The sequence below is a fragment of the Ruegeria sp. HKCCE3926 genome, assembly GCF_017872515.1.
In the GTDB taxonomy this organism is placed as follows: domain Bacteria; phylum Pseudomonadota; class Alphaproteobacteria; order Rhodobacterales; family Rhodobacteraceae; genus Ruegeria.
This window is the reverse complement of sequence record NZ_JAEDOU010000004.1, coordinates 276,523-299,095: the sequence shown is the minus strand read 5'-3', so window position 1 is coordinate 299,095 and position 22,573 is coordinate 276,523. Positions and strand designations below refer to the sequence as shown.

Genomic DNA, 22,573 nt, shown 5'->3' with positions numbered 1-22,573 from the left:
CAACGGTGTTCTTTGATGTCTGTATTCCAATCGCCGGGACTTGCTGATCAAGGCGTGAACGAAGCCACCCGGTCAGCGTGGAATTCAAGCATTCAGAAAATATTCGACGTGCAAGGTGTCAGCCCGTTTTTGGTCATGGATCCGCGTGACATAGAGGCGGGCCAGCCTTCGAATGGGTTCAGATGGCGCGCCGATCCCCGGGAACCGCGGGACTGTCTGGGCGATGAGCTGGCGGCGCGCGTGTGTGACCAAGGCTGGCCCGGCAGGGTTGAGCTGCACAATGAATATCTTGAATACACGTTGGTAATGCGACCCGATGCCGGTGGCAGACTGCGCCCGAAGCGTTTTGTGGCCACTACCGAGTTTGTGGAGTGGTGGCAGTTCATGGCGGTGTTCGATCTAGATCACTTCCTGTCGGTGGTCGCATCGGTGACCGGGCGCTTCTACTCCTGCACGGACCTGCTTGAAGTCTCACGGTCGGTATGGACATCGATGGATGTGTCCGAGCGTGCGGCCCGCTTTCACAAAAGGCTGGTGGGCAATGATGACGCGCATCCGCCGGAACATCCGTTGAATATCCAGCATGCCCTGTTTCTGGCCAAGGGCACGAACCGTTTGACCGATCTGATCCAGACCATGTATTTTTCTTCCTTCCCGTATCTCGTGAAGGACGGCGAGAGCAGGCGGCGCGCCCGGCTTGAAGAAGTTCTTGATTTCGCGAACCGGCAGGATCTGTACTGCGGGCATGCAGGGATCCGCCTGGTGAGCGATACGCTTGAACTGGCCGCGGGGAACTGTGGCAAGTCACCTGCGGGCCGGGCGATGGCATTCTCAGATCCGCTTGGGCTGTATATTCAGGCATTCCATACATCAGAACTGTTTGTGGGTGCGGGCGGGGTGCCTCGGGGCTGGGTCCGGTTCAGGCGCGGTGCGCCGGGAATGCACATGCGACTTGAATTCGGACCTGCCGACGACGATCCCCGGTTTCTGGATGATATCACGCTGGGAACAGGCGCTTCGGCGCGCCCTGTCTCGGGCTATGCTCTGGCCAGCCTGATCGAGGTCGGACCGATGATCACAGTTGCCGCCAGGCCGCGCGTGATCACCCGTGTCGAATTTGTTGAAATTCCGCATGTTGATCCGGGGCGGGTTGTCCGCAGCCTGCCCGAGACCGAACGTTGCAGGCAGCTTTTGGAATTCGCGGACCGTTGCAAGGCAAAGACCAACGGCGACACGACACGCTTTCGCAGAGACGGATCCTGACAGGTGCTCAAACTGCTACGGCTTTGACCACCGGAAGGGGAATTTCAGGTGCCGTCATGTCAAAAACCGCAACCGGACGACCGAGGGCGCGGCTTGCCGCTGTCAATACCGTCGTCAGCGACGGGTTCGGGCTGTCCCACGCCTGCACGTCGTACAACCGCGTCGGAGCAACAGGCCGGTCATTCTGCGCGCCACGATAAAGCCGGAGCAGACGGGCCTGTTCGGCATCCATGCCGTGATCCGTTACACCGTTGTGTTCAAGCATCACCATGTTGCGCCAGGACACCACCGCCTCGGATGCTGCGTGCCAGACGCCCTGCGCCAGATTTGCGGAAAGCGCCGATCCGTAGGTCGGCCTGCCGCCATCCGCATCTTCGCAGACCGCGCGCAGCAGAAGGCCGATGCCCGGAACTTCGAGGATGTGAAGGCTCAGTTGCCGCAGCTGGACGTGCAGCCACTGCGTCAAATCACGGGGCAGGACCGTGTCCGGCGCCAGGTGGTCAAACCCCTGCGATCCAAGAGCGTGTTCCAAACACTCCAGCGCCGCCCACAGCGCAGCGGCTTCATGTGTCGAGCCAGCCGCGGCACCTTTCGAAGTGACCTTTCCGTCACTGCCCGGAACACCCAGTGCAAGCGCGTCGTTTGGCATCACATGGGATGCGCCATCCGACGCAATCAGGCTTTTGCGGGTTTGTGGTGCTTCGGCACTGTATTGCAAGGCATAGCGCTCAATCGCTTCGAACCCGGCCAGCCGCGCCGCCTCTTCCGGTGTGCGGCCGGTGCCGAAAGACACGCGATGGCCCATCCCGCCCTTGGGCGGCAGAGTTCCGTCGCGCAGCTCGATCAAGCGAAAAGCCGCGTGGATCGGCGCAGCTTTGGGGAATTCGGCAAACGAGGGTTTGGAAATTAGCCGAGCAGTTTCAGCGCGTTCAATCAACGTGTCGGTCATTTTCATTTCCGGATAAGCATATAACGGGGTATACAAGCGGGCATTGTTGTTTGAGAAGGAGATTTTACATGGCTCGTTTGGCAATCAACCCGAATTACTCGTTGAAAGACTTGGGGTGCGAAGTTCTGAATGCCGCGCGCGGCCGTGCGCTGGGGTCGCAAGATGATCAGGACGCGGCGGAACGCAAAATTCAAGAAATCCTCGCGGACAGTGGTAACCCTGAGGTCAGGTTTGTCTATGATACCAAGGATCTGGTTCATATCGTTGTTCCGGACCTGAGTGACAAAAAGCCGGATCCGAACCCCGATCACGAGTCATGGTGCTGCAAACTGGCCTATGAAGCGATGGGTGGTATCGTCATATTTGGATGCAGCGGTTAACGACAACCCCCGAACGTTTCTTGAGGGCTGTAAGTGACTGAGGCAATAACCAAGGTTTTTTTGACCGGACCGTTTCAGATTATCCGTGACGACGGTCAGGATGTGACGCCTCGGGGCACCAAAGCGAAAGCTCTTCTTGCTTTGGTGCTTCTGTCAAAAAACGCGATACGCAGCAGGGCTTGGTTGCAGGACAAGCTCTGGAGCGAGAGTTCGCCCGCACAAGGCGCGGCGTCGCTGCGCAAAGAGCTGAGTGTTCTCAGCAAGCACTTTTCCAAGCACAAACTTGATTTTCTTGAAGTCACACGTGAAACGGTGTCGATCAATCTGACAGCTGTCGAGGTTGATCTGTTTGACGAGCAGCTTAGTTCCGATCGGGCTGAATTGCTTGAAGGGTTGGACGTTGCCGACCCCGAGTTCGAGGCGTGGCTGACGGTTGAACGGCAGGCCTATTGGGACATCGATACAGACTCAGACGGACCGGTTCTGGTTGGCCGCGGTTTGCCGGTGCATTGGGGGCGCTTGCGTCCAGCGGTTGTGGTTGAGCCTTTTGAGGTTGTCGGGGAAACGCCGGATATCAGCATTGCTGCCTCCTCCATACGAGACGAACTCATGTTTCTTCTGGGCACAATGTCCGACGTGATCGAACTGCGTGACGCGCGCAGGCAGGAAGGCGCGGTTGAAGGTTATGTTCTCAGCGGCAGCGTGGTTGGCGCGGAAGGTCTGCGGGTGGCCGCTCAATTGACGTCAACCGCGGATCAGGTGTGCCTTTGGACACAGCGGTTCCGCTTTCGTGCGAAGGAAACATTCGACGCGGTCGAAGAAATCGCCATGAAGGTTGTCGAGGCGCTCCAACTGCGATTGCGTGACGGGTATTGGTCAGAAATCTGGTCTGGTCGTGCCACTTCGACCGAGGCCTGGTCTGCGTTCCAGAAAGCGCGCATATTGGAAAGTCAGGCAACGGAAGACGGGTTGCAGGATGCCATCCGTCAATACCGCGCCTGTCTCGAGTTTGACCCCGGATACCTGCCGGCCCGTGTGGCGATCGGTTTCTGTCATTTGGACATGATCCGCCTGGGCATGGATGCAAACCCGGCCGAGACGCTGGCAATGGTCGAGGCCGAATGCAAACAGTTGCGCACTCTGAACCCGACTGACCCGTATTGCTCGGCCCTCCATGCTTTTACCCACAGTGTTGCCGGCAACACGTCAGAGGCTTGCAGCTTGATGCTTGCCGTCGTGGAACGTTTCAGCGGAAGCCCGGAACTGTTGGGATATTACGGCATCCTGTTGGTGTATGATGACCGGGCCGAAGAAGGCGTTTTGGTCTGCAAGAAAGCGTTGGCGTTGACGCCGCATCCGCCCATTTGGATCGAAGCAAATCTGGCAATCGCAATGATGATAACCGGGGACAAGGCCGCGTGGCAGCATGCCCATAACGTGTTGCGGGTTGACCCCGGACGCGTTCGCCCCAGGGTCGTGCTGTGCATGCTGTCCGCCGCCGCCGGGAACCATTCCCTGGCGCGTCGACATGCCCGGCGGATTCTGGAATTGCAGCCGGGCTTTACGGCCGAACGCTGGGCCTGGCCCGGCTGTTTCAAGAACCGGCAACACTACGAGAAAGGCGTGCGGCTGTTGTCGGCGGCTGGTCTGTGACGGGTCGTCAGGTTTCTTCCAGCACCTTGCGGGCCACGCGAAAACACTCCAGCGCCTGAGGAACACCGCAATATATCCCGACCACGTGGATGATGGCGCGGATTTCTTCCTTTGAAACCCCGTTGTTGATAGCGCCCCGGCAGTGGATTTCCCATTCATGCATCTTGCCCAGCGCACCGATCATCGACAGGTTCATCATCGACCGGGTCTTGGCGTCGATCACGTCGTCGCCCCAGCCAAACCCCCAGCACCAGGCCGTCATGGCTTCTTGAAACGGGCGGGTGAAGTCGTCGGCGGCAGCAAGGTTTTTTTCCACATACTCTGCGCCCAGCGTGTTCTTCCTTTGCTCCAGTCCTTTCAGAAACAGGTCTTCGTCGAAAATGTCGGCCATTGCGGGTCTCCGGTGTGTCAGTGTGTCAGGCGGTGTTTGTAAAGGTGATCGTAATGCGGTTTCATCCTGCGGTGCACCTGTTTCACACGGTCTGGCGCGTCCGCGATGTCGATATGCGTGCGTGTCTGCGGCGCAAGCCCGGTCGATTTCGCCAGGTTGCCATGGAACGACCCGCCGTCCCACCAGCTGAGGGCGGACGGATCACCGCCCGGTTCCCATGTCAGCGCCTCCTGAATGAATGGGATTCCCACCGCGTCACAGAAGGCCTGGGTCATGCCATGTGGGTCTTCCAGCAGGTCATCGCTGTCAATGACTGGCGGCGGAGTTCCGTTCAACGCCGTCAACAGATCGAACAGCGCGCGCTGTTCGGGAAAGCCAACCTCGCCTTCGGCAAAGTCCGGCCATTGTTTGTACATCGAAGTAATGGTCTTGGCCGGGTCCCGGATCAGGAAGGCGTGGGTGAAATGCGACAGAAACTCGGCATCCCACATGTGGTTGATGTAATGCGGAAAATCCTTGAGAAAGACCGACCCCCGTTTCGCCCGCTGCTGAATGTCCAGCCACACGCTGTCCAGTGTCAGGCCCGGTGTTGTCACATCACCCGGTTGGAACCGATGCCAAAGCGGGTCTTCACCCTGATACCACGCCTCGCCAAAAGGCTCGTGCAGGCAGTCGAGATCACCGCGTTGCCGCATCATCCACTCGAACGCGGTTGACGTGGATCTGGGCACGGCCCAGAGCGCGAGGATTTTGTGCATGGTTATGGCCTCTCGAACAACTCAAGACGTTTCAGCAATTGCCCGTGCGGTTTGTCGGGTGCGATACCGAGGGATTTGAAGATGCGCCAGTAAAGCGCGATGTCGTGGCCGATCACCGGTTTGCCCAGCGTGTCTTCAAGCGTATCGGCCAGATGCAGCGGGCGCTGGGGCAAGCCACCGGGACCTGTGCGGAAATTGCACATGCCATTGATCAGGATCGCTTCGGCCCGAGGTGCCTTGTCGGCCACATATTCAAAGCTTTTCAGTGCCAGATCGCCGTCAAAGACCCAGCGAAAGGAATTGACGTCTTCCTGACTGTCGAACCAGCCCTGATCGTGGAAATTCCCGGCCCAGACCACATCAAACCCGGCTTCTTTCAAGAAGCCGACCGTGCCCTGCCACCATTCCGGCCAATGATAGGCGGCGTTCAGGGCAACCTTTTCGACATTCAGGTCACGCAATGCCTCGACCATGGCATATCCCGCCATGTGAAAGCGGGTGCCATATTTGTCTGACAGGCCTTCGCAGTGTTGCCGAACGCCTTCCACGCCCAGCCCGCAGGCATGGACCCAATTCGAACCGACCTGACCGCAGACATCCACACCGTTGCGAGACATACAGTGCACGAAGTCTTCGAGCATGCCAAAGTTCTGTCTCCGCTGATCCAACCCGTGCACGTAGTCTGGCACATGCAGCATCCACCCGTGAACGCCCACCGTTTCGGGGCACATGCGCAGGAAATCCGAGGGCGCGGCGTCAAAATCGAACGGCGGGCAGGTGAACCCGACCTGATGGGGGAACAGTTTGTGTTCCGGGCGCCAGACTTCAGGCATCAGCATCAGCGTGCTACCTCGGCCACTAATCCACAGCCTCGCGCATCCATTGCTGAAGCCGCGCGATGGAATGTTCCGACATCACCCCGCAGCCCGGATCCAGAACAAGCGGTCCGGGGCGATAGCCCCGCGACTTGAGCCCGCGATGAACGGATTCCACAAGGCGGATGTCTTCCTCGACCGTCGTTTCGCGGTCTTGGACCGCCAGTTGCCGGATAACCGCACTGTCCGAGCCTCCCTCGGTGTACCAGCCGCGCCAGACGGTGCAGTGATCGGCATCAACCGCGCGCCAGTGATAGGTGTTCAGCACGTTGCCGGGATAACACTGAAACGAGAACATCGGCCACAGGAACCACGATTGGTAAGCGCCCGCGTGCGGTACCGACAGGTCGATGGGATAGGTCATCTTGTCGAGGCTCTGGCATTCCGTTGTGTGACGCAGGACGTAGCCGCCGCCCGCGTCCGGCTGAATGTCATAGGTTTCGGGCTTGACCACACCTTCGGCAAAGGTCGGGTGGTTGGTCGGGCAATGGTAGCATTCCGAGTAGTTCTCGACACTGACCTTCCAGTTGCAGTTTTCGGGGATCTCGACCCATTCCAGCGGTTCCAGATCGTCGATATGCGGGACGAATGCGCGGATTTCCTCGCGCACACCGGGGTACCATTCATCCATTGGCGCGGCGTTGTCGTCGAGGTTGACGAAAATGAAACCGTTGAACACTTCGGTGCGCACCGAGGTCAGGCAAATAGCGCTGCGGTCGAACCCGGGGACGGATTTGATGTTGGGTCCGGCGCGCAAGTGACCGGACAGCTCATAAGTCCAGGCGTGGTAGGGGCAGACGACGACACGCGTGTTGCCCGCGCCGGTGACCATTTCATGCGCGCGATGCTGGCAGACGTTATAGAAGGTGCGGATTTCGCCGTCGCGGCCGCGAATGCAGAACAGGTTCTGGCCGGCGATCTCAAACGCAAAGTAATCCCCCGTTTCCCGGACCTGCGCGATATGGCCCGCAAACTGCCACGTTCGGGCCAGAAGCCCCTGCATTTCCTGCTCAAAAATCGCAGGGTCGGTATAGTATCGCGCGTCCAGTGAGTGGGTCAGGGGTGCGTTCATTCGGGCTCCTCCGCGTAGAGGCCAAGTTGGTGTCTGCGTTGGTGAAACCGTTCCACCCGCTCGACGATCTCATCGCTGGACACTGCGATCACGAAGGACAGCAGCGTTTCCAGCAAGGCAATCGTCGAAACGGATGACGGAAAGAACTGCGGCGTGTCGGCGGCGACGACAAAGCCGTGGTGGGCGTTCAGGATCACCGGGCTGGCCGGGCTGTCGGAAATACCGATGACGGTCAGACCCTGTTGCCGAGCCAGCTTGATCGCCTCGATGACTTCGGTGCGATAGGGGTGGCAGGTGATCGCGATCAGTACGTCCTGCTCATCGGCCCAGGCCAGATCATCGACCGGGTTCGAGCCGGGGCGGGGAATGGCGTGAAACTGCTTCATCCCGGTCGACGCAAGATAGGTGAAATTGCGCGCGTTCGCGTTGTTGACGCCAACGCCCAGCGTGAAGATCTGGCGGCAGTTCCAGATAACCTCGGCGGCGGCCTTCAGGGTCGCAGCGTCGATTCCGGCAAAGGTTTCTTCGATATTGCGGATCGCCGCGCCCACCATATCGGCATAAAGCCCACCCAGTTCCCCTGACTTGCCAATGTCCTGCAACCAACGCGCGCGGTCTGGAAACGACACGTTGCCCCGTCGAATCGATTCGCGGAAGGGGGCCCGGAAATCTTCGTACCCTTCGAAGCCCACCTGCCGGGCCATGCGCACGAAAGTATTGGGTTTCACCTTGGCCGCCTCGGCAATCTCGCGCACGGTTGAAACCCCAACATCCGTTGGGTTTTCCAGAACGTAACGCGCGGCTTTCTGCGCCTCGGGGGTAAGGGCGTCCCACTCCTGGCTCAGGCGGTCCAGAACGGTTGATGATACATTTGTGTCATTCATGATTGACGATGGTACATTTGTGGAATTAGCCTGTCGAGCAGAAACGCGACTCGGGAAGAGGAAAAATCATGTCCGGGAACGAACTGCCGTCACACGCCCGTGTGGTCATTGTCGGAGGCGGCGTGATGGGGGTCGGTCTGGCCTATCATCTGGCGCATGAAGGCTGGGGCGCTGATACCGTCCTGCTGGAGAAGGCCGAGCTGACCAGCGGCAGCACTTGGCATGCAGCGGGGCAGATCACGCATTCGACGTCCAGCTTTGGACTGGGCAAATGCGTGGATTACAATATTGGCCTGTACTCTGGTCAGTTGGAGGCCGAAACCGGCCAGCCCGTCACATGGCATGGCTGCGGTTCGTTCCGTCTGGCCTATACCGAGGATGAGATGGACTGGCTGCGCCACACCCTGTCGGTTGGTCGGTCGCTGGGTTTCAATATCGAGCTTGTTGGTCCCGAAAAGGTGGCCGAACTGCACCCGTTCTACAACCTCGAAGGTGTTTTAGGCGCGTTGCACACACCGGATGACGGACATGTCGATCCAACCAACGTGACCATGGCGATGGCGACCGGTGCGCGTCAGAAAGGCCTACGTATCTTCCGCAACTGCCGCGCGACCAACATCACGCAGGCCGAGAATGGCGAGTGGGCGGTTGAGACCGAGCAGGGCACCATCACCTGCGAGCATGTGGTGAACGCAGGCGGCACTTATGCCCGTCAGATGGGCGAATGGTCGGGGCTGCAATTGCCGATGACCTCGATGACGCACCATTACTTCGTGACCGAGCCGGTGCCTGAATTCCAGAACCTGGACACCGAACTGCCGGTGATCCGTGATGACCGCAAGGTCTCGGGCTATATCCGGATGGAGCAGCAGCGCGGTCTGATCGGGATTTACGAAAAAGAGAACCCGAACTCGGTCTGGCATGATCACTGCCCGTGGGAATACGAAAACTGGTTGTTCGACGCGGATTACGACCGGGTGATGCCGTGGCTTGAGGAAAGCCTGAACCGGATGCCGATCTTTGCCGAACTCGGTATTCAGCGCGACGTGCACGGGGCGATCTCGCACCCGCCGGATGGCAATCCGCTGATCGGACCAGCGCCGGGGGTTCGGAACTATTGGTGCTGTTGCGGGACCCAGATCGGCATCGGCTGGGGGCCGGGTCTGACCCGCGAACTGGCGCGGTGGATGGTGCATGGTGCCGCCGATATCTCGATGCGCGAATTCGATCCGCGCCGGTTCGGCAGCTATGCGACCAAGGATTGGCAGGTGATCAAGGCCGAAGAAGACTACTGCCTGCGCCATGAAATCCCCTTTCCACATTTCAACCGTCTGGCCGGGCGACCGATCAAGCCGTCGCCGCTGCATGAGCTGCTGAAATCCAAGGGCGCGGTGCATGAAGAAGTGTATGGTTTCGAACGCCCCCGCTGGTTTGCCCGCGATGGGGTGGAACAGCGCGACCATTATTCCTTCCGCCGCACACCTGCCGACGACATGGTCGCGGCCGAGGTCAAAGCCGTTCGTGAAAGCGTCGGCATCATGGACGTCACCGCTTTCACCAAGGTCGAGGTTTCGGGGCCGGGGGCTTATACCTTGCTTGACCGGCTGACCGCAAACCGGATGCCGCAGAAGGTCGGCTCGATCACGCTGACCCATATGCTGAACCGTCGCGGCCGTATCGAATTGGAGACCACGATTGTCCGCATGGCCGACGACCGCTTCTATCTGGTTTGTGCGGCCTTCTTCGAACAGCGCCTGCTGGATCATCTGGCGCAGCAGCGCGCGGATGAGGATGTGCAGGTAACTGCCCTGTCTGCCGACTGGTCGGCCCTGTCGCTGAACGGTCCTCGATCGCGGGATGTGCTGGCGCGCTGTACCGATGCCGATCTGACCAATGCCGGGTTCCGCTGGCTTTCCGCGCAGGAAATCACCATCGCCGGTCACAAGGTCTGGGCCTTCCGCATGTCCTATGCCGGGGAACTGGGCTGGGAACTGCACATGCCCAACGCTGCCTGCCTCGACGTCTACAACGCGCTTTGGGCGGCAGGTGAGGCGTATGGCATCACCGACTACGGCAGCTTTGCCATGAACGTGATGCGAATGGAGAAGGGCTTCAAAGGCGCGGGCGAGTTGACCAACGAGGTCACTCTGGCCGAGGCCGACGTGCTGCGTTTTGCGCGCACCGACAAGGATTATCTGGGCAAGGACAAGACGCTCAACACCGATCTGCCCTGGATCTGTGCCTATCTTTCAATTGAACCGGATGGAGAGATTGATGGGCATGGCGGAGAGGCGGTGCTGCTGGACGGGCGCGTCGTCGGGTCCACGGCGTCGGTCGCGTATGGCCACACCGTCGGTAAGATTCTGGCCTTTGCATACCTCAAGCCCGAAGCGGCCAAGGCCGGGACACAGCTGGAGGTCGTGATCCATGGCCAACCCCGTACCGCCCGTGTTCTGGACAAACCTGCCTACGACCCCGACAGTTTGCTGCCCCGCAGTGACGCCATACTGGAGACCGCTTGATGAGCCTGCCCGATACGATGAGAGCCATGGTCACAATGGGCCATGGTGGTCTGGAACAGATGGTGATGCAGGAAGACTGGCCGCGTCCAGAACCCGCGGCTGGTGAAGTTCTGATCAGGGTCGCAGCCTGCGGCCTGAACAATACCGACGTCAATACGCGGTCCGGCTGGTATTCCAAGACCGTAACGGATGCGACCACCGGTGGCGCATTCGAGGAAGTCGGTGAAGAAGACCCGACATGGGGCGGCAACCCGATCACCTTCCCGCGCATTCAGGGCGCAGATGTCTGCGGCCGTATCGTGGCCGTTGGCGAGGGCGTGGACAGCGCTCGTATAGGCGAGCGTGTCATCACGGATGGCTGGCTGCGAGATCCGGCTGATCCCGGCAACATGAACAAGACAGGGTACTTCGGTTCGGAACGCGATGGCGGGTTCGCCGAATATACCACGACTCTGGCGGTCAATGCGGTGCCGATCACTTCGGATCTGTCGGATGCCGAACTGGCCACATTCTCCTGTTCCTATTCTACCGCCGAAGGAATGCTGTCCCGTGCCAACGTGACGGAAAAAGACACCGTTCTTGTACCCGGTGCCTCTGGCGGGGTGGGTGGTGCTTTGGTTCAATTGGCCAAACGCCGTGGCGCGCGTGTGATTGCGATGGCATCCGAATCCAAACACGCCGACGTGGCCGATCTTGGCCCAGATGTGATATTGCCCCGCACACCTGAAGATCTGCGGTCGGTGCTGGGCGACGAGAAGATCACCGTGGTCGCCGATGTGGTAGGTGGCCCTTACTGGCCGAACCTGATCGACGTACTGGAGCGCGGCGGGCGCTACACCTGTTCGGGGGCCATTGCAGGTCCGATGGTCGAACTTGACCTGCGGACGTTCTATCTGCGCGATCTGACCTTCACCGGTTCGACCGTGATCGGACCGGAGGTCATGAAGAACCTCGTGACATATATTGAAGCCGGTGAAATCAAGCCGGCTCTGGCCGCAACCTATCCTTTGGAGGAGTTGCGGGACGCGCAAGCGGCGTTCATCGCCAAACAGCATACCGGCAACATCGTGGTGGTACCATGACGTTGGATGATGTTCTCGAGGCGGCCCGCCAATTGCATCAGGCGCATCGTGACCTTGCCGCGTTTGCATCATGGCCGGACGATCTGACACCGACGGGTTTGCAGCCTGCTCACATTCCGGCGACCGATCTGGTGGGCGATTTTGGCCTTGATGGCGTGGCGCCAACCCGTGATCTGGTCGCGGCGATCAAGGCCAGCGCGCATCTGGCGCAATGGAAACACACATACACCGAAGAGGAAGTCGGTGCGGATTTCCTGAATCGGTACGGGTATTACGAACTGCTCGGACCGACCGGGCATTTCCACTCGACCCAATTGCGCGGCTACGTTGGATATTGGGGCGCTGGTCTGGACTATGACTGGCACAGCCATCAGGCGGAAGAGCTGTATCTGACCCTTGCGGGTGGAGCAGTTTTTCGCAGCAACGAGGATGAAACCTTCGTCGGCCCGCACCAGACACGACAGCACAAAAGCTGGCAAAGCCACGCCATGACAACGATGGACCAACCGATCCTGACCTTTGTCCTGTGGCGAGGCGAAGGGATGGGCGACCTGCCCAGAATGGACGCCGCATGAAAATCACCCGCATCCGAATTTACCAGACCGGGCTTCCCTATGTCGGCGGCACCTATGCCTGGGGTGCGGGAAACGCGATTGAAACGGCCATCGCATCGGTTGTCGCCCATTTTGCGGCGTCGACCCCGCCTGAATACCTGCAGAACACCACGGATCTGATGAACTACAACACGCGATCTACGGGCGTCGGAGGTCCTGTCGTTAAAGACGGAAAGCTTTATACAACCAATACGCCGGGATTGGGTGTAACCCCCGATTTTGAAAGCCTCGGCGCACCCGTGGCGGAGTATGCTCTATGAAGATTGAAACGATTACCGTTTTTCAGGTCGATTTGCCGCTCGAGCATCCCTATTGGCTTTCCGGGGGGCGCCTGAAGTTCGAAACGCTTGATGCGACGCTGGTCAGGCTCGAAACCGATACCGGTCTGGTTGGCTGGGGCGAGGGCACGCCCTGGGGGCACACCTATGTACCCGCGCACGGGCCGGGCATCCGGGCCGGGATCGAAACGATGGCCCCCTTCATCCTGGGGCTTGATCCGCGGCGCGTGCTGGACGTGGAACGGGCCATGGATCTAGCCTTGCCCGGACATCTCTATGCTAAAAGCCCCATAGACATGGCCTGCTGGGATATTACCGGTCAGGCGGCGGGCTTGCCGATTGCCGATCTGATGGGCGGCGGATCGCGTACACCGCGCCCGATTGCGTCCTCGGTCGGGGCAAAAACCGTCGAGGAAACACGCGAGGTCATGGAGCGATATCGCGAGCGCGGCTATATCGCGCATTCGGTGAAGATCGGCGGTGACGTCGAGCGGGACATTGCGCGTGTGCGGGATGTGGAAAGCATCCGGCAGCCCGGAGAGATTGTTCTGTATGATGTCAACCGTGGCTGGACGCGCCAGCAGGCCTTGCGGGTGATGAGCACCTGCGAGGACCTGAACGTGATGTTCGAGCAACCCTGCGAAACACTGGATGATATCGCGGCGATCTCAAGGCTTCATGCATCCCCAGTATCTGTGGACGAGTCCCTTATGACCTTGCAGGATGCCGTCCGGATTGCCCACGATGGTCTGGCCCAGATATTCGGGATCAAGCTGAATCGCGTGGGTGGCCTGACCAAGGCCGCGCGGATGCGCGATATCGCGCTGGCCCATGGGATAGACATGTTCGTGATGGCCACCGGTGGAACGGTTCTGGCCGATACCGAAGCGCTGCATCTGGCCGCCACGATCCCGGATGACCATTGCCACGCGGTTTGGGCCTGTCAGGACATGATCACGGTTGATGTTGCAGGTGGTCGAGGGCCCCGTAACGTCGATGGCCATCTGCATCTGCCCGAAGCGCCGGGGCTGGGCGTGCATCCGGACGAAGCTGCATTGGGTGATCCAGTAGGAGAATATGCTTGAGAATTGACAAGATAACACTCTGGTCCGTCGATCTGACCAGCCATGAAACCTATCACATGGCCGGCGGCAAGACCTGCGCGACCGTGACGTCTCATATCCTGCGTCTTGAGACGGATACAGGTCTGACAGGTTGGGGCGAGGTCTGTCCGATCCCGCATTATCTGCCCGCCTATGCAAATGGAGTACCGGGGGCCATCGCTGAAATGGGTCCCGAGATTCTCGGGATTTCGCCAATTGGGGTTGACGCACCGATGCGAAAGCTGGACGGATTTCTGCAAGGCCACAGCTACGCGAAATCGATCGTCGACATTGCGTTGTGGGATCTGTTCGGCCGCGCGGCGGGGGTGCCGGTTTACGCGTTGCTGGGCGGGCGGACGCGGGCAAATATGCCACTTTATCATTCGATCACATGTATCGCGCCGGACGAAATGGCGCGCATCGCCAAGGCAGCCTTTCAGACGGGCATTCGGCAATTCCAGGTCAAGCTGGGTGTCGAGGGTGATTGGCAAGCCGATACCGAGCGGCTGATCAAAGTGCGCGAAGCCGTGGGAACCGGACCGCTTGTGTATGGCGACTGGAACTGCGGCGCATCGCGCCTTCAGGCAACGCGAACCGGGCGCGCGGTGGCGCATCTGGATGTGATGCTGGAACAGCCCTGCAAGACGCTGGAAGACTGCGCCGCTGTTCGTCAGTCGACGGGTCTGCCAATGAAGATCGACGAAAACGCCTTTGATCTTGCATCGCTGATGCGGGCGCATGAGTTGGGTTGCATGGACGCGGTGGCGCTGAAACTGTCGAAATTCGGCGGTCTTTCGGCAATGCGCCGTGCACGCGATCTGACCGTGCAGCTGGGTGCCGAGATTTGTGCAGAATGCACCTGGGGATCGGATATCGTAACGGCGGCCTCGCTGCATTTTGCGGCTTCGACCCCGCATGGATCGCTGATGAACACTTGCGACTTGTCCTCTTACGTTGCTCCGCGCCTGTGCCCCGACGCACCAAACCGTGAAAACGGCCGGATTGCACCGCCCGAAGGCCCGGGTTTAGGTGTGACACCTGACCTCGAAATTCTTGGCGCCCCGATTTTGGAGATTGATTGAGATGCTGAAGATCCAGACACAGTCCGAGTGGATAGCACGCGCAAAAGAGGTTCTGCCAGCTGGCGGTTTCGGCAACTTCGATCCGGGCATCATCATTGCCCGAGGCGAGGGCAGCCATGTCTCGGACGAGGACGGGAACGAATATATCGACTATCTGATCGGGTCCGGCCCGATGCTACTGGGCCATGGCCACCCCGAGGTGATGGAAGCGGTGCTGGAGCAACTGCCCAAAGGCATGACCTTCTTCGCCAACAACAGCAAGGGCATCGAACTGGCCGAGGCCATCATCGAAGCCGTCCCCTGTTGCGAGCAGGTGCGTTTCGTGGCCTCTGGGGGCGAAGCAGACATGTACGCCATGCGGCTGGCGCGCGCCTATACCGGGCGCGACAAGATCCTCAAGTTCGAAGGGGGGTATCACGGCATGAGCGCCGAGGCGCAGATGAGCCTGGCCCCCAGCCGCCGGGTCAATTTCCCGCAGGCCGTTCCCGACAGTGCCGGTATCCCCCAAAGCGTGGCCGAGCAGATGCTGATCGCGCCATTCAATGATCTTGACGCGGTGGCGGCGCTGCTGGACGAACATGATGATGTCGCTGCGATCATGGTCGAACCCTTGCAGCGGATCATCCCGCCCGAGCCGGGGTTTTTGCAGGGCTTGCGGACCTTGTGCGACAAATCTGGTGTGCTGCTGATATTTGATGAGATCGTCACCGGGTTCCGTCTGGCTTATGGCGGCGCACAAGAGCGATATGGCGTGACCCCGGATATCTGTACGCTTGGCAAGATCACCGGTGGTGGTTTCCCTCTGGCGGCATTGGGTGCCAGCACCGAGATCATGAAGCATTTCGACAAATCGAAAGTCGGAGAACAGGGCTGGCTGATGCAGTTGGGCACTTTGTCCGGCAATCCCGTCGCCTCAGCGGCGGGGCTGAAGACGATGGAGGTTTTGCGGCGCGACGGCACCTATGAACACCTGCGAGCGATTGGGAAGCAGCTGCAACAGATGCAATCGGACGCTTTGAATGAGGCCGGCATCGTCCATCGCATCTGCGGTGACGAGACTTTGTTCGACGTTTATTTCACCAAGGCCGAATGTCGGGACTATCGCAGCGCAAACCATGATGATCCGCAGCGCAATGCCACGTACAATGCAACCTTGCGGGCGCATGGGGTCTTCAAGGCTCCGGGCAAACTGTACCCGTCTCTGGCGGTTACCGAAGCGGATCTGGAACAGACCAGAGAGGCCGTACGTCACGCCGTTGAAGCGATTTCCTGAACGCGGGTCTGGCACAACGCAATCCGGCACAACGTAAACGGGTCGCCGTTGAACTCAACAGCGACCCGCTACCTTTGGAAGCCGGGGGTTAGCCTCGCCCCCTCGAATACTGATTAAAACACCGGCAATCTGAAAACTTTTCGATACTTTCGAGACTGACCCGACTTCCTCTTCGGTATGTCAGATTAATGCCTGATCGCGCCGCCTTCTACAGTGATCAAGTTCACACTAGGAAAACTTATTGTGAATTTTTCCAATCGAATAGATCAGGTCCCGCCTGTTCAAGCAGTTCAGCCGCCATCGCGCGGGCCATCTCAGGCCCATCCTCGACGGGGCCGGTCATATCCCTGCTGGCGGTTTCCGTTCCGTCCGGGCGCAGCACTTCGCCTCGCAGCCTGAGTTTGTCGCCGTCCAGTTCGGCAAGACCGGCGATCGGGGTTTCGCAGGACCCGTCCAGCGCGGCCAGCAATGTGCGTTCTGCCGCCAGGCGCCATCCCGTTTCGGTGTGATGAATCGCGTCCAGCATTTCGGCTGCGCGCATGTCGTCGCAGCGCCGTTCGATGCCGATGGTGCCCTGCGCGATCGCTGGCAGCATGTCGTCAGGGGAAATGGCGCTGGCCGGAACCTCTTCCATTCCCAAACGGCGAATGCCTGCCATTGCCAGAAACGTGCAATCGGCAACCCCGTCTTCAAGCTTTTTCAGCCGTGTCTGCACGTTTCCACGAAACTCGACCACTTTCAGATCCGGCCTCCGGTTCAGCAGCTGCGCCCGCCGCCGCAAAGACGAGGTGCCCACAACGGCGCCTTCGGGCAGATCGTGGATCGAGCCCAATCGCGGAGATATGAAGGCGTCGCGCACATCCTCGCGCGGCAGGAACGTATCCAGGACCAGCCCTTCGGGTTGTTCAACGGGCATGTCCTTTGTTGAATGCACGGCGATGTCGATCTCGGCGCGCAGCATCGCCTCTTCGATTTCCTTGGTGAACAGGCCCTTGTTGCCGATTTCCTTCAGCGGTCGATCCGCGTCGATCATGGCGCGATTGTCACCGGTCGTCTTGATCACTACGATTTCGAACGCATCCTGTGGCAGATCAAAGGCATCGCTCAGGCGTTGGCGCGTTTCATAGGCCTGAGCCAGAGCCAGCGGCGAGCCACGAGTGCCGATTCTGAGGGGCGATGCGGGGGTGGGCAGGGTCAAAGTCATGTGCACAGCTTTAGTCGCGTCACATTGCCCTGACAATGGGGGCTGAGCTTGACAAATTGCCGCCGAAGGACGACCCGTTGCCAAAACCTGAATGCTGGGGACAAACATGGCCGAGACAAAGAAGCTGCTGCGGGCGCTGGCGGGCGAAGTACAGGATGTGCCGCCGATCTGGATGATGCGTCAGGCGGGTCGGTATTTGCCGGAATACCGGGCCACACGTGCTCAGGCCGGGGATTTCCTGTCACTGTGCTACAATCCTGAATTGGCAGCAGAAGTTACCTTGCAGCCAATTCGGCGATATGGGTTCGATGCGGCGATCCTGTTTGCCGACATCCTTCTTGTGCCACAGGCGCTGGGGGCTGACCTTTGGTTCGTGACAGGTGAAGGGCCGCGTTTGTCCACCATCACGCAGCAGGCCGAGTTTGATGCGTTGAAGCCTGTTGACGCGATTCACGAGACACTGTCACCGGTTTACGAGACGGTGCGCATTCTTTCGCGGGAATTGCCGTCGGAAACCACCTTGATCGGATTTGCAGGTGCGCCGTGGACTGTGGCCACCTACATGATTGCAGGGCGCGGCACGCCGGATCAGGGTCCCGCGCATGCGTTGCGCGAAGGTGATACCGCTTTGTTCGAGGCGCTGTTGGACCGCATAACGGCGGCAACGATTGAATATCTGTCCGCTCAGATCGACGCCGGAGCCGAGGTGGTCAAGATATTTGACAGTTGGGCGGGGTCTTTGACGGGCGAAGCTTTCCGCAAATACGCGGTGGAGCCGTGCCGGGTGATTACGCAGGCCATCAAGGAACGTCATCCTGGCATCCCCGTGATTGGATTTCCGCGGGAAGCAGGCGACGGGTATGTCAGGTTTGCAAGGTCGACCGGCGTGGATTGCGTGGCGCTGGACAATTCCGTGTCGCCCGAATGGGCGGCTAAGAACGTGCAGATTGATGGCTGTGTGCAAGGCAATCTGGCATCGTCGCACATGGTTACTGGCGGTCAGGCGCTGGTGGATGAGACTCGGCGCATCGTGCGCGCCTTTTCCAAGGGGCCGCATATTTTCAACCTCGGCCATGGGATCACTCCGGATGCCGACCCGGACAATGTTCAGCTGATGATCGACACGGTGCGCGGCGGGTAGAACGCATGGGAGGGGGCCAGCCCCCTCTTGGCCGCTGGCCAATTCACCCCCGGGATATTTCTGGCCAGATGAAGAGTGTGTCAGGTGCTTTCTGGGGCTTGGAGTTCATTCAGGATCTCGGTTGTGTGCTGGCCGCGGGCAGGGCTGGGCTTTGGTTGCCACTGGTGTGTGGAGAAGCGTGGGGCGGCGGCGGCCTGTAGGGTGCCGTCTGTCTGGCGCCAGGATTGACGGGCTGCATTCATCGGATGGGCTGTGGCCTCGTCGGGGCTGAGTACCGGGGCGACGCAGGCATCTGATCCGTCGAACAGTTTGGCCCAGTGGTCGCGCGGCCAGGATGAGAAGATCTCGGCCAGGCGCCGGGTCAGGTCGGGCCAGAGCTTGCGGGTGTACTGTTGTTGGAACGCCGGGTCCCGGGACAGGCCCAGGATTTCAAGAAATCGGGCGTAGAATTTTGGTTCGAGGCATTGGACCGAAACAAATCCGCCGTCCGCGCAGGTGTAGGTTCGGCTCCAATGCGGGCCGTCCAACAGGCTTTGGCCGCGGGTTTCAGACAGGTTTCCGGTTTGGCGCATGGTCATCAGAAGGTTCATCATATGGGCCGAGCCGTCGTAGATGGCGGCGTCGACCACGGTGCCTTTCCCGGTTCTTTGCGCGTTGATCAAACCTGCCAGGATGCCCGCGACAAGGTACATGGCGCCTCCGCCGATATCGCCGACCAAGGTTGCAGGGGTTTGAGGCGGCTGATCCGGGAGAGAGGCGTACCAGAGCGCACCGGACAAGGCGATGTAATTCAGGTCATGTCCTGCCGTGTCGGCCAGCGGACCATCCTGCCCCCAGCCGGTCATGCGGCCATATATCAATTTTGGGTTGCGGGTCAGGCAAAGATCCGGGCCAAGACCCAGCTTCTCCATCACGCCGGGGCGAAAGCCTTCGATCAGTGCATCTGCCGTGTCAATCAGGCGACGGGCGGTCGCCAGATCTTCGGGATCCTTCAGATCAAGCGCAATCGATCGTTTGCCGCGGTCCAGAAGCGAGCGGTCGGGCATGCCCGGTGTTACTGCCTGGCCTTTGCGGTGGATCGTGATGACGTCGGCGCCCAGATCAGCTAGCTGCATGGCGGCAAACGGGCCGGGGCCCAGTCCTTCTATTTCGACTATGCGTATTCCATTCAGCATCGGCGCCCTCCGTTGTGGCAGAGTTTGCGGGTGGGTTGACGGATTGCAAGTTGGAATTGAGCATGGTTCTGACAACCATTACAGAATGCGCGGCACGTTGTGCGAAATTGACCTGTTACAGGCTGGTTCGGCGCGATAGGGTCTCGGTCGGAACGGGGAACGGATATGACGACCATTTTGTCCATCAAAGATCTTCGCAAGTCTTACGCGGATGGGTTCGAGGCGCTGAAAGGTGTGTCTCTGGATATTGAAGAGGGTGAGATACTTGCGCTTCTGGGGCCAAATGGGGCCGGAAAGACGACCCTGATTTCGACGATTTGTGGAATAACGACTCCGACCTCGGGGGTGGTCACGGTTGGCGGACATGACACCCAGTCCGATTATCGCGCAGCGCGCAGGATGATAGGGCTTGTACCGCAAGAGATCGCGTTGGAACCGTTTGAAAAGGTCTGGAACACGGTTCGACTGTCACGCGGGCTGTTCGGACTTGGCAAGGACAACGCGCGGATCGAAGAGATTCTGCGCAAGCTGTCCCTGTGGGACAAGCGCAACAACGCAATCAAGGAATTGTCCGGCGGCATGAAGCGGAGGGTGCTGATCGCCAAGGCCCTGGCCCATGAACCCCGTGTGCTTTTTCTGGACGAGCCGACTGCCGGAGTGGATGTCGAGTTGCGCAAGGACATGTGGGAGCTTGTGGCGGAACTGAAACGGGACGGTGTCACCATCATTCTGACCACCCATTACATTGAAGAAGCAGAAGCGATTGCGGATCGTGTCGGCGTCATCGACAAGGGTGAGCTTTTGCTGGTGCAGGACAAAGACACACTCATGTCGCAGATGGGAAAAAAGCAGATCGAAGTCATGCTGACCGAGCCCATCGATCGGATTCCCGATAATCTGGTCAGCCACAATCTGGCCCTCAACGGCGCGGGTGATTGTCTGATCTATACCTACGATACCCATGCGGATCGTACCGGCATAACGACCTTGCTGAATGACGTGTCCGAGGCCGGGTTGGTGTTGCGCGACGTGCAGACCAGACAATCAAGCCTGGAAGAGATTTTTGTCAATCTGGTATCGGGAGAGGCCGCATGAACTGGACCGCGATCGCTGCCATCTACCGGTTCGAAATGGCCCGTTTCTTTCGCACTCTGGCACAGAGCTTTCTGTCGCCGGTTCTGTCCACGTCGCTTTACTTCGTGGTGTTTGGCACCGCCATCGGCAGCCGTATCCAAGAGGTCGAGGGCGTTTCATACGGTGCGTTCATCGTGCCGGGGCTGATCATGTTGTCGGTGGTGATGCTGTCGATTTCGAACGCGTCGTTCGGAATTTACTTCCCCAAGTTTCTGGGCACCATCTACGAGCTGTTATCCGCTCCGGTCAATTTCATCGAGATCGTGATCGGATATGTCGGTGCCGCCGCAACCAAGGCGTTGTTCGTGGGGTTGGTGATATTGTTCACCGCGACGTTTTTCGTCGATATTCGGATCGAGCATCCATTCGCCATGGCCGCGTTTCTGATCCTGTCCTGTCTTAGCTTTTCGTTGCTCGGATTCATCATCGGCATCTGGGCCAGCAATTTCGAGCAGATGTCACTGGTGCCGCAGTTGGTGGTAACGCCACTGATCTTTCTGGGGGGCACGTTTTATTCAATCTCGATGCTGCCGCCATTGTGGCAGACCATCACGCTGTTCAATCCCGTGGTCTATCTGATTTCGGGTTTCCGCTGGTCCTTTTACGGGCTGGCAGATGTGCCGATTGTTTTCAGTCTTCTTGCCATTGTCGCTTTTACAGGGCTGTGCCTGGCCGTCATAGGCTGGATATTTAAAACCGGCTGGCGCATTCGCAGTTGATCCTCGCCAAGGCGTTGCATTTTTGCCCATCGGGTGTGTGAATTTGGTTCACGTCGCGTTTTACGCCGGCAGAGTCCCTTGTTTACGGGTTGGGGGCACTCTACATCGGCACCCATGAAGCTCAGCCTGCCGTTCGTAAAAAAGCACCCTTGCGTGGCCGTTGTCCGTTTGTCCGGTTCCATTGGAATGGCCGGTCGCGGGTCCTTGAACGATACCACCCTGGCCCCGGTTCTCGACAAGGCGTTTCGAAAGGGGAAACCTGCGGCTGTCGCGCTCGAGATCAACTCTCCGGGCGGGTCGCCTGTACAAAGCTCTTTGATTGGCGCCCGAATTCGGCGCTTGTCGGAAGAGCTGGACGTGCCCGTGATCGGGTTTGTCGAAGATGTTGCGGCATCCGGAGGGTATTGGCTGGCGGCCGCTGCGGATGAGATCTGGGCCGACGACAGTTCGGTTCTTGGCTCAATCGGAGTCATTTCGGCAGGTTTTGGCGCGCATGTCTTCCTGGCGCGGCAGGGGTTCGAGCGGCGCGTTCATACAGCGGGCAAATCGAAATCGATGCTGGATCCCTTTTCGCCGGAAAAGAAAGAGGATGTGGCACGCTTGCAAGGGCTGCTGGGCGACATCCACGAAAACTTCATCGCGCATGTCAAAGCCCGCCGGGGTGACAAGCTGGATCACAGTGCCGACCTGTTCACGGGTGAAGTCTGGCTGGCGCGTCGGGCGCATGAACTGGGTTTGATCGACGGTATCGCCCATCTGAAACCCAAGATGCAGGAACGGTTTGGCGACAAGGTCAAGTTCCGCCGTTATGGCGTGCGCAAACCGATCTGGTCTCGGTTCGGGGCCAGCCTGGCACAGGATGCCATTGCCGGATTAGAGGAGCGTGCGGCCTACGCGCGTTTTGGTTTGTGACGTGATCATCAAGGCTGTCACACTTTTTCTGATCGGCATGGGTGTCTTGGCGATGTTCGGTAAACTGCGCTTTCCGGGGCAGAAGAAACTGAGTTCGGCCAAGTGTCCG

Annotated in this window: 22 protein-coding genes; 14 read left to right on the top strand and 8 right to left on the bottom strand. The window is 59.3% G+C overall.

Annotation, left to right across the window (positions count from 1 at the left end):
* The first annotated feature begins 15 nt into the window (after positions 1–15).
* On the top strand, positions 16–1,263 hold the full coding sequence (locus I9184_RS13295; RefSeq protein WP_209834756.1) for a hypothetical protein: 1,248 nt from the start codon (positions 16–18) through the stop codon (positions 1,261–1,263).
* Positions 1,264–1,270: 7 nt separating this feature from the next.
* Here I9184_RS13295 and I9184_RS13290 read toward each other — a convergent pair whose 3' ends face one another.
* Positions 1,271–2,212, bottom strand: coding sequence for a YcaO-like family protein (locus I9184_RS13290; protein ID WP_209834754.1), 942 nt, complete (start codon positions 2,210–2,212; stop codon positions 1,271–1,273).
* Between the two features lie 68 nt (positions 2,213–2,280).
* On the opposite strand from I9184_RS13290, the gene I9184_RS13285 reads away from it, so the two are divergent.
* On the top strand, positions 2,281–2,592 hold the full coding sequence (locus tag I9184_RS13285) for a hypothetical protein (RefSeq protein WP_152456717.1): 312 nt from the start codon (positions 2,281–2,283) through the stop codon (positions 2,590–2,592).
* A 33-nt stretch (positions 2,593–2,625) separates the two neighbouring features.
* Positions 2,626–4,245: a hypothetical protein gene (locus tag I9184_RS13280; RefSeq protein WP_209834752.1), complete on the top strand. Its 1,620-nt coding sequence runs from the start codon at positions 2,626–2,628 to the stop codon at positions 4,243–4,245.
* Positions 4,246–4,252: 7 nt separating this feature from the next.
* Here I9184_RS13280 and I9184_RS13275 read toward each other — a convergent pair whose 3' ends face one another.
* Genes I9184_RS13275 through I9184_RS13255 form a run of 5 tightly spaced genes read right to left on the bottom strand, consistent with a single transcriptional unit; the run spans position 4,253 to position 8,225 of the window.
* Positions 4,253–4,636, bottom strand: coding sequence for a carboxymuconolactone decarboxylase family protein (locus tag I9184_RS13275; protein ID WP_152456719.1), 384 nt, complete (start codon positions 4,634–4,636; stop codon positions 4,253–4,255).
* Between the two features lie 17 nt (positions 4,637–4,653).
* Positions 4,654–5,394 (bottom strand): sulfotransferase family protein, encoded by a 741-nt coding sequence (locus I9184_RS13270; protein ID WP_209834750.1) that lies wholly within the window; start codon positions 5,392–5,394, stop codon positions 4,654–4,656.
* 2 nt (positions 5,395–5,396) lie between these two features.
* The gene (locus I9184_RS13265; protein ID WP_171635125.1) at positions 5,397–6,233 is read right to left on the bottom strand and encodes a hypothetical protein; all 837 of its coding nucleotides are present in this window, start codon (positions 6,231–6,233) and stop codon (positions 5,397–5,399) included.
* Between the two features lie 19 nt (positions 6,234–6,252).
* A complete protein-coding gene (locus I9184_RS13260; protein WP_209834749.1) occupies positions 6,253–7,341 on the bottom strand; it encodes an aromatic ring-hydroxylating dioxygenase subunit alpha in 1,089 nt (362 codons plus the stop codon).
* Positions 7,338–8,225, bottom strand: a complete 888-nt coding sequence (locus I9184_RS13255) for a MurR/RpiR family transcriptional regulator (protein WP_209834748.1) — start codon at positions 8,223–8,225, stop codon at positions 7,338–7,340. The genes I9184_RS13260 and I9184_RS13255 overlap by 4 nt, the downstream gene beginning before the upstream one ends.
* A gap of 68 nt (positions 8,226–8,293) precedes the next feature.
* Between I9184_RS13255 and I9184_RS13250 the strand changes: the two genes are divergently transcribed.
* Genes I9184_RS13250 through I9184_RS13220 form a run of 7 tightly spaced genes read left to right on the top strand, consistent with a single transcriptional unit; the run spans position 8,294 to position 16,179 of the window.
* The gene (locus tag I9184_RS13250) at positions 8,294–10,747 is read left to right on the top strand and encodes an FAD-dependent oxidoreductase (protein WP_209834747.1); all 2,454 of its coding nucleotides are present in this window, start codon (positions 8,294–8,296) and stop codon (positions 10,745–10,747) included.
* A complete protein-coding gene (locus tag I9184_RS13245; protein WP_245218118.1) occupies positions 10,747–11,829 on the top strand; it encodes an alcohol dehydrogenase family protein in 1,083 nt (360 codons plus the stop codon). The genes I9184_RS13250 and I9184_RS13245 overlap by 1 nt, the downstream gene beginning before the upstream one ends.
* Complete coding sequence (locus tag I9184_RS13240) at positions 11,826–12,404, top strand: dimethylsulfonioproprionate lyase family protein (RefSeq protein ID WP_209834746.1); 579 nt, start codon at positions 11,826–11,828, stop codon at positions 12,402–12,404. Before I9184_RS13245 ends, I9184_RS13240 begins: the two co-directional genes overlap by 4 nt.
* Positions 12,401–12,703 carry a hypothetical protein gene (locus I9184_RS13235; protein ID WP_245218117.1) on the top strand — a complete coding sequence of 101 codons (303 nt, stop codon included), beginning with the start codon at positions 12,401–12,403 and terminating at the stop codon, positions 12,701–12,703. The genes I9184_RS13240 and I9184_RS13235 overlap by 4 nt, the downstream gene beginning before the upstream one ends.
* On the top strand, positions 12,700–13,806 hold the full coding sequence (locus I9184_RS13230) for an enolase C-terminal domain-like protein (RefSeq protein WP_209834745.1): 1,107 nt from the start codon (positions 12,700–12,702) through the stop codon (positions 13,804–13,806). Before I9184_RS13235 ends, I9184_RS13230 begins: the two co-directional genes overlap by 4 nt.
* Positions 13,803–14,906, top strand: coding sequence for an enolase C-terminal domain-like protein (locus tag I9184_RS13225; protein ID WP_209834744.1), 1,104 nt, complete (start codon positions 13,803–13,805; stop codon positions 14,904–14,906). The genes I9184_RS13230 and I9184_RS13225 overlap by 4 nt, the downstream gene beginning before the upstream one ends.
* Position 14,907: 1 nt before the next feature.
* Complete coding sequence (locus I9184_RS13220) at positions 14,908–16,179, top strand: aminotransferase class III-fold pyridoxal phosphate-dependent enzyme (protein WP_209834743.1); 1,272 nt, start codon at positions 14,908–14,910, stop codon at positions 16,177–16,179.
* A 238-nt stretch (positions 16,180–16,417) separates the two neighbouring features.
* Here I9184_RS13220 and hemC read toward each other — a convergent pair whose 3' ends face one another.
* Positions 16,418–17,383, bottom strand: coding sequence for a hydroxymethylbilane synthase (gene hemC / locus I9184_RS13215; protein ID WP_171724322.1), 966 nt, complete (start codon positions 17,381–17,383; stop codon positions 16,418–16,420).
* A 106-nt stretch (positions 17,384–17,489) separates the two neighbouring features.
* Between hemC and hemE the strand changes: the two genes are divergently transcribed.
* On the top strand, positions 17,490–18,524 hold the full coding sequence (hemE, locus tag I9184_RS13210; RefSeq protein ID WP_171635110.1) for a uroporphyrinogen decarboxylase: 1,035 nt from the start codon (positions 17,490–17,492) through the stop codon (positions 18,522–18,524).
* Positions 18,525–18,604: 80 nt separating this feature from the next.
* Here hemE and I9184_RS13205 read toward each other — a convergent pair whose 3' ends face one another.
* Positions 18,605–19,699, bottom strand: a complete 1,095-nt coding sequence (locus tag I9184_RS13205) for a CaiB/BaiF CoA-transferase family protein (protein WP_209834742.1) — start codon at positions 19,697–19,699, stop codon at positions 18,605–18,607.
* Between the two features lie 165 nt (positions 19,700–19,864).
* On the opposite strand from I9184_RS13205, the gene I9184_RS13200 reads away from it, so the two are divergent.
* The 3 genes from I9184_RS13200 to I9184_RS13190 all read left to right on the top strand — a co-directional run bounded on the left by I9184_RS13200 (position 19,865) and on the right by I9184_RS13190 (position 22,464).
* Positions 19,865–20,794: an ABC transporter ATP-binding protein gene (locus I9184_RS13200; protein ID WP_209834741.1), complete on the top strand. Its 930-nt coding sequence runs from the start codon at positions 19,865–19,867 to the stop codon at positions 20,792–20,794.
* Positions 20,791–21,552 carry an ABC transporter permease gene (locus I9184_RS13195; protein WP_171635104.1) on the top strand — a complete coding sequence of 254 codons (762 nt, stop codon included), beginning with the start codon at positions 20,791–20,793 and terminating at the stop codon, positions 21,550–21,552. Before I9184_RS13200 ends, I9184_RS13195 begins: the two co-directional genes overlap by 4 nt.
* 114 nt (positions 21,553–21,666) lie before the next feature.
* Positions 21,667–22,464 carry a S49 family peptidase gene (locus tag I9184_RS13190; protein WP_171635101.1) on the top strand — a complete coding sequence of 266 codons (798 nt, stop codon included), beginning with the start codon at positions 21,667–21,669 and terminating at the stop codon, positions 22,462–22,464.
* Positions 22,465–22,573: the final 109 nt, after the last annotated feature.

What these genes read in the sequence shown, in the direction of transcription:
- I9184_RS13275 (WP_152456719.1), bottom strand. Translation starts at nt 4,636, where the DNA reads ATGGCCGACATTTTCGACGAAGACCTGTTTCTGAAAGGACTGGAGCAA.
- I9184_RS13240 (WP_209834746.1), top strand. Translation starts at nt 11,826, where the DNA reads ATGACGTTGGATGATGTTCTCGAGGCGGCCCGCCAATTGCATCAGGCG.
- I9184_RS13270 (WP_209834750.1), bottom strand. Translation starts at nt 5,394, where the DNA reads ATGCACAAAATCCTCGCGCTCTGGGCCGTGCCCAGATCCACGTCAACC.
- I9184_RS13295 (WP_209834756.1), top strand. Translation starts at nt 16, where the DNA reads ATGTCTGTATTCCAATCGCCGGGACTTGCTGATCAAGGCGTGAACGAA.
- I9184_RS13265 (WP_171635125.1), bottom strand. Translation starts at nt 6,233, where the DNA reads ATGCTGATGCCTGAAGTCTGGCGCCCGGAACACAAACTGTTCCCCCAT.
- I9184_RS13235 (WP_245218117.1), top strand. Translation starts at nt 12,401, where the DNA reads ATGAAAATCACCCGCATCCGAATTTACCAGACCGGGCTTCCCTATGTC.
- I9184_RS13260 (WP_209834749.1), bottom strand. Translation starts at nt 7,341, where the DNA reads ATGAACGCACCCCTGACCCACTCACTGGACGCGCGATACTATACCGAC.
- I9184_RS13230 (WP_209834745.1), top strand. Translation starts at nt 12,700, where the DNA reads ATGAAGATTGAAACGATTACCGTTTTTCAGGTCGATTTGCCGCTCGAG.
- I9184_RS13195 (WP_171635104.1), top strand. Translation starts at nt 20,791, where the DNA reads ATGAACTGGACCGCGATCGCTGCCATCTACCGGTTCGAAATGGCCCGT.
- I9184_RS13255 (WP_209834748.1), bottom strand. Translation starts at nt 8,225, where the DNA reads ATGAATGACACAAATGTATCATCAACCGTTCTGGACCGCCTGAGCCAG.
- I9184_RS13285 (WP_152456717.1), top strand. Translation starts at nt 2,281, where the DNA reads ATGGCTCGTTTGGCAATCAACCCGAATTACTCGTTGAAAGACTTGGGG.
- I9184_RS13200 (WP_209834741.1), top strand. Translation starts at nt 19,865, where the DNA reads ATGACGACCATTTTGTCCATCAAAGATCTTCGCAAGTCTTACGCGGAT.
- I9184_RS13245 (WP_245218118.1), top strand. Translation starts at nt 10,747, where the DNA reads ATGAGCCTGCCCGATACGATGAGAGCCATGGTCACAATGGGCCATGGT.
- I9184_RS13190 (WP_171635101.1), top strand. Translation starts at nt 21,667, where the DNA reads ATGAAGCTCAGCCTGCCGTTCGTAAAAAAGCACCCTTGCGTGGCCGTT.
- I9184_RS13290 (WP_209834754.1), bottom strand. Translation starts at nt 2,212, where the DNA reads ATGACCGACACGTTGATTGAACGCGCTGAAACTGCTCGGCTAATTTCC.
- I9184_RS13250 (WP_209834747.1), top strand. Translation starts at nt 8,294, where the DNA reads ATGTCCGGGAACGAACTGCCGTCACACGCCCGTGTGGTCATTGTCGGA.
- hemC (WP_171724322.1), bottom strand. Translation starts at nt 17,383, where the DNA reads ATGACTTTGACCCTGCCCACCCCCGCATCGCCCCTCAGAATCGGCACT.
- I9184_RS13220 (WP_209834743.1), top strand. Translation starts at nt 14,908, where the DNA reads ATGCTGAAGATCCAGACACAGTCCGAGTGGATAGCACGCGCAAAAGAG.
- I9184_RS13205 (WP_209834742.1), bottom strand. Translation starts at nt 19,699, where the DNA reads ATGCTGAATGGAATACGCATAGTCGAAATAGAAGGACTGGGCCCCGGC.
- hemE (WP_171635110.1), top strand. Translation starts at nt 17,490, where the DNA reads ATGGCCGAGACAAAGAAGCTGCTGCGGGCGCTGGCGGGCGAAGTACAG.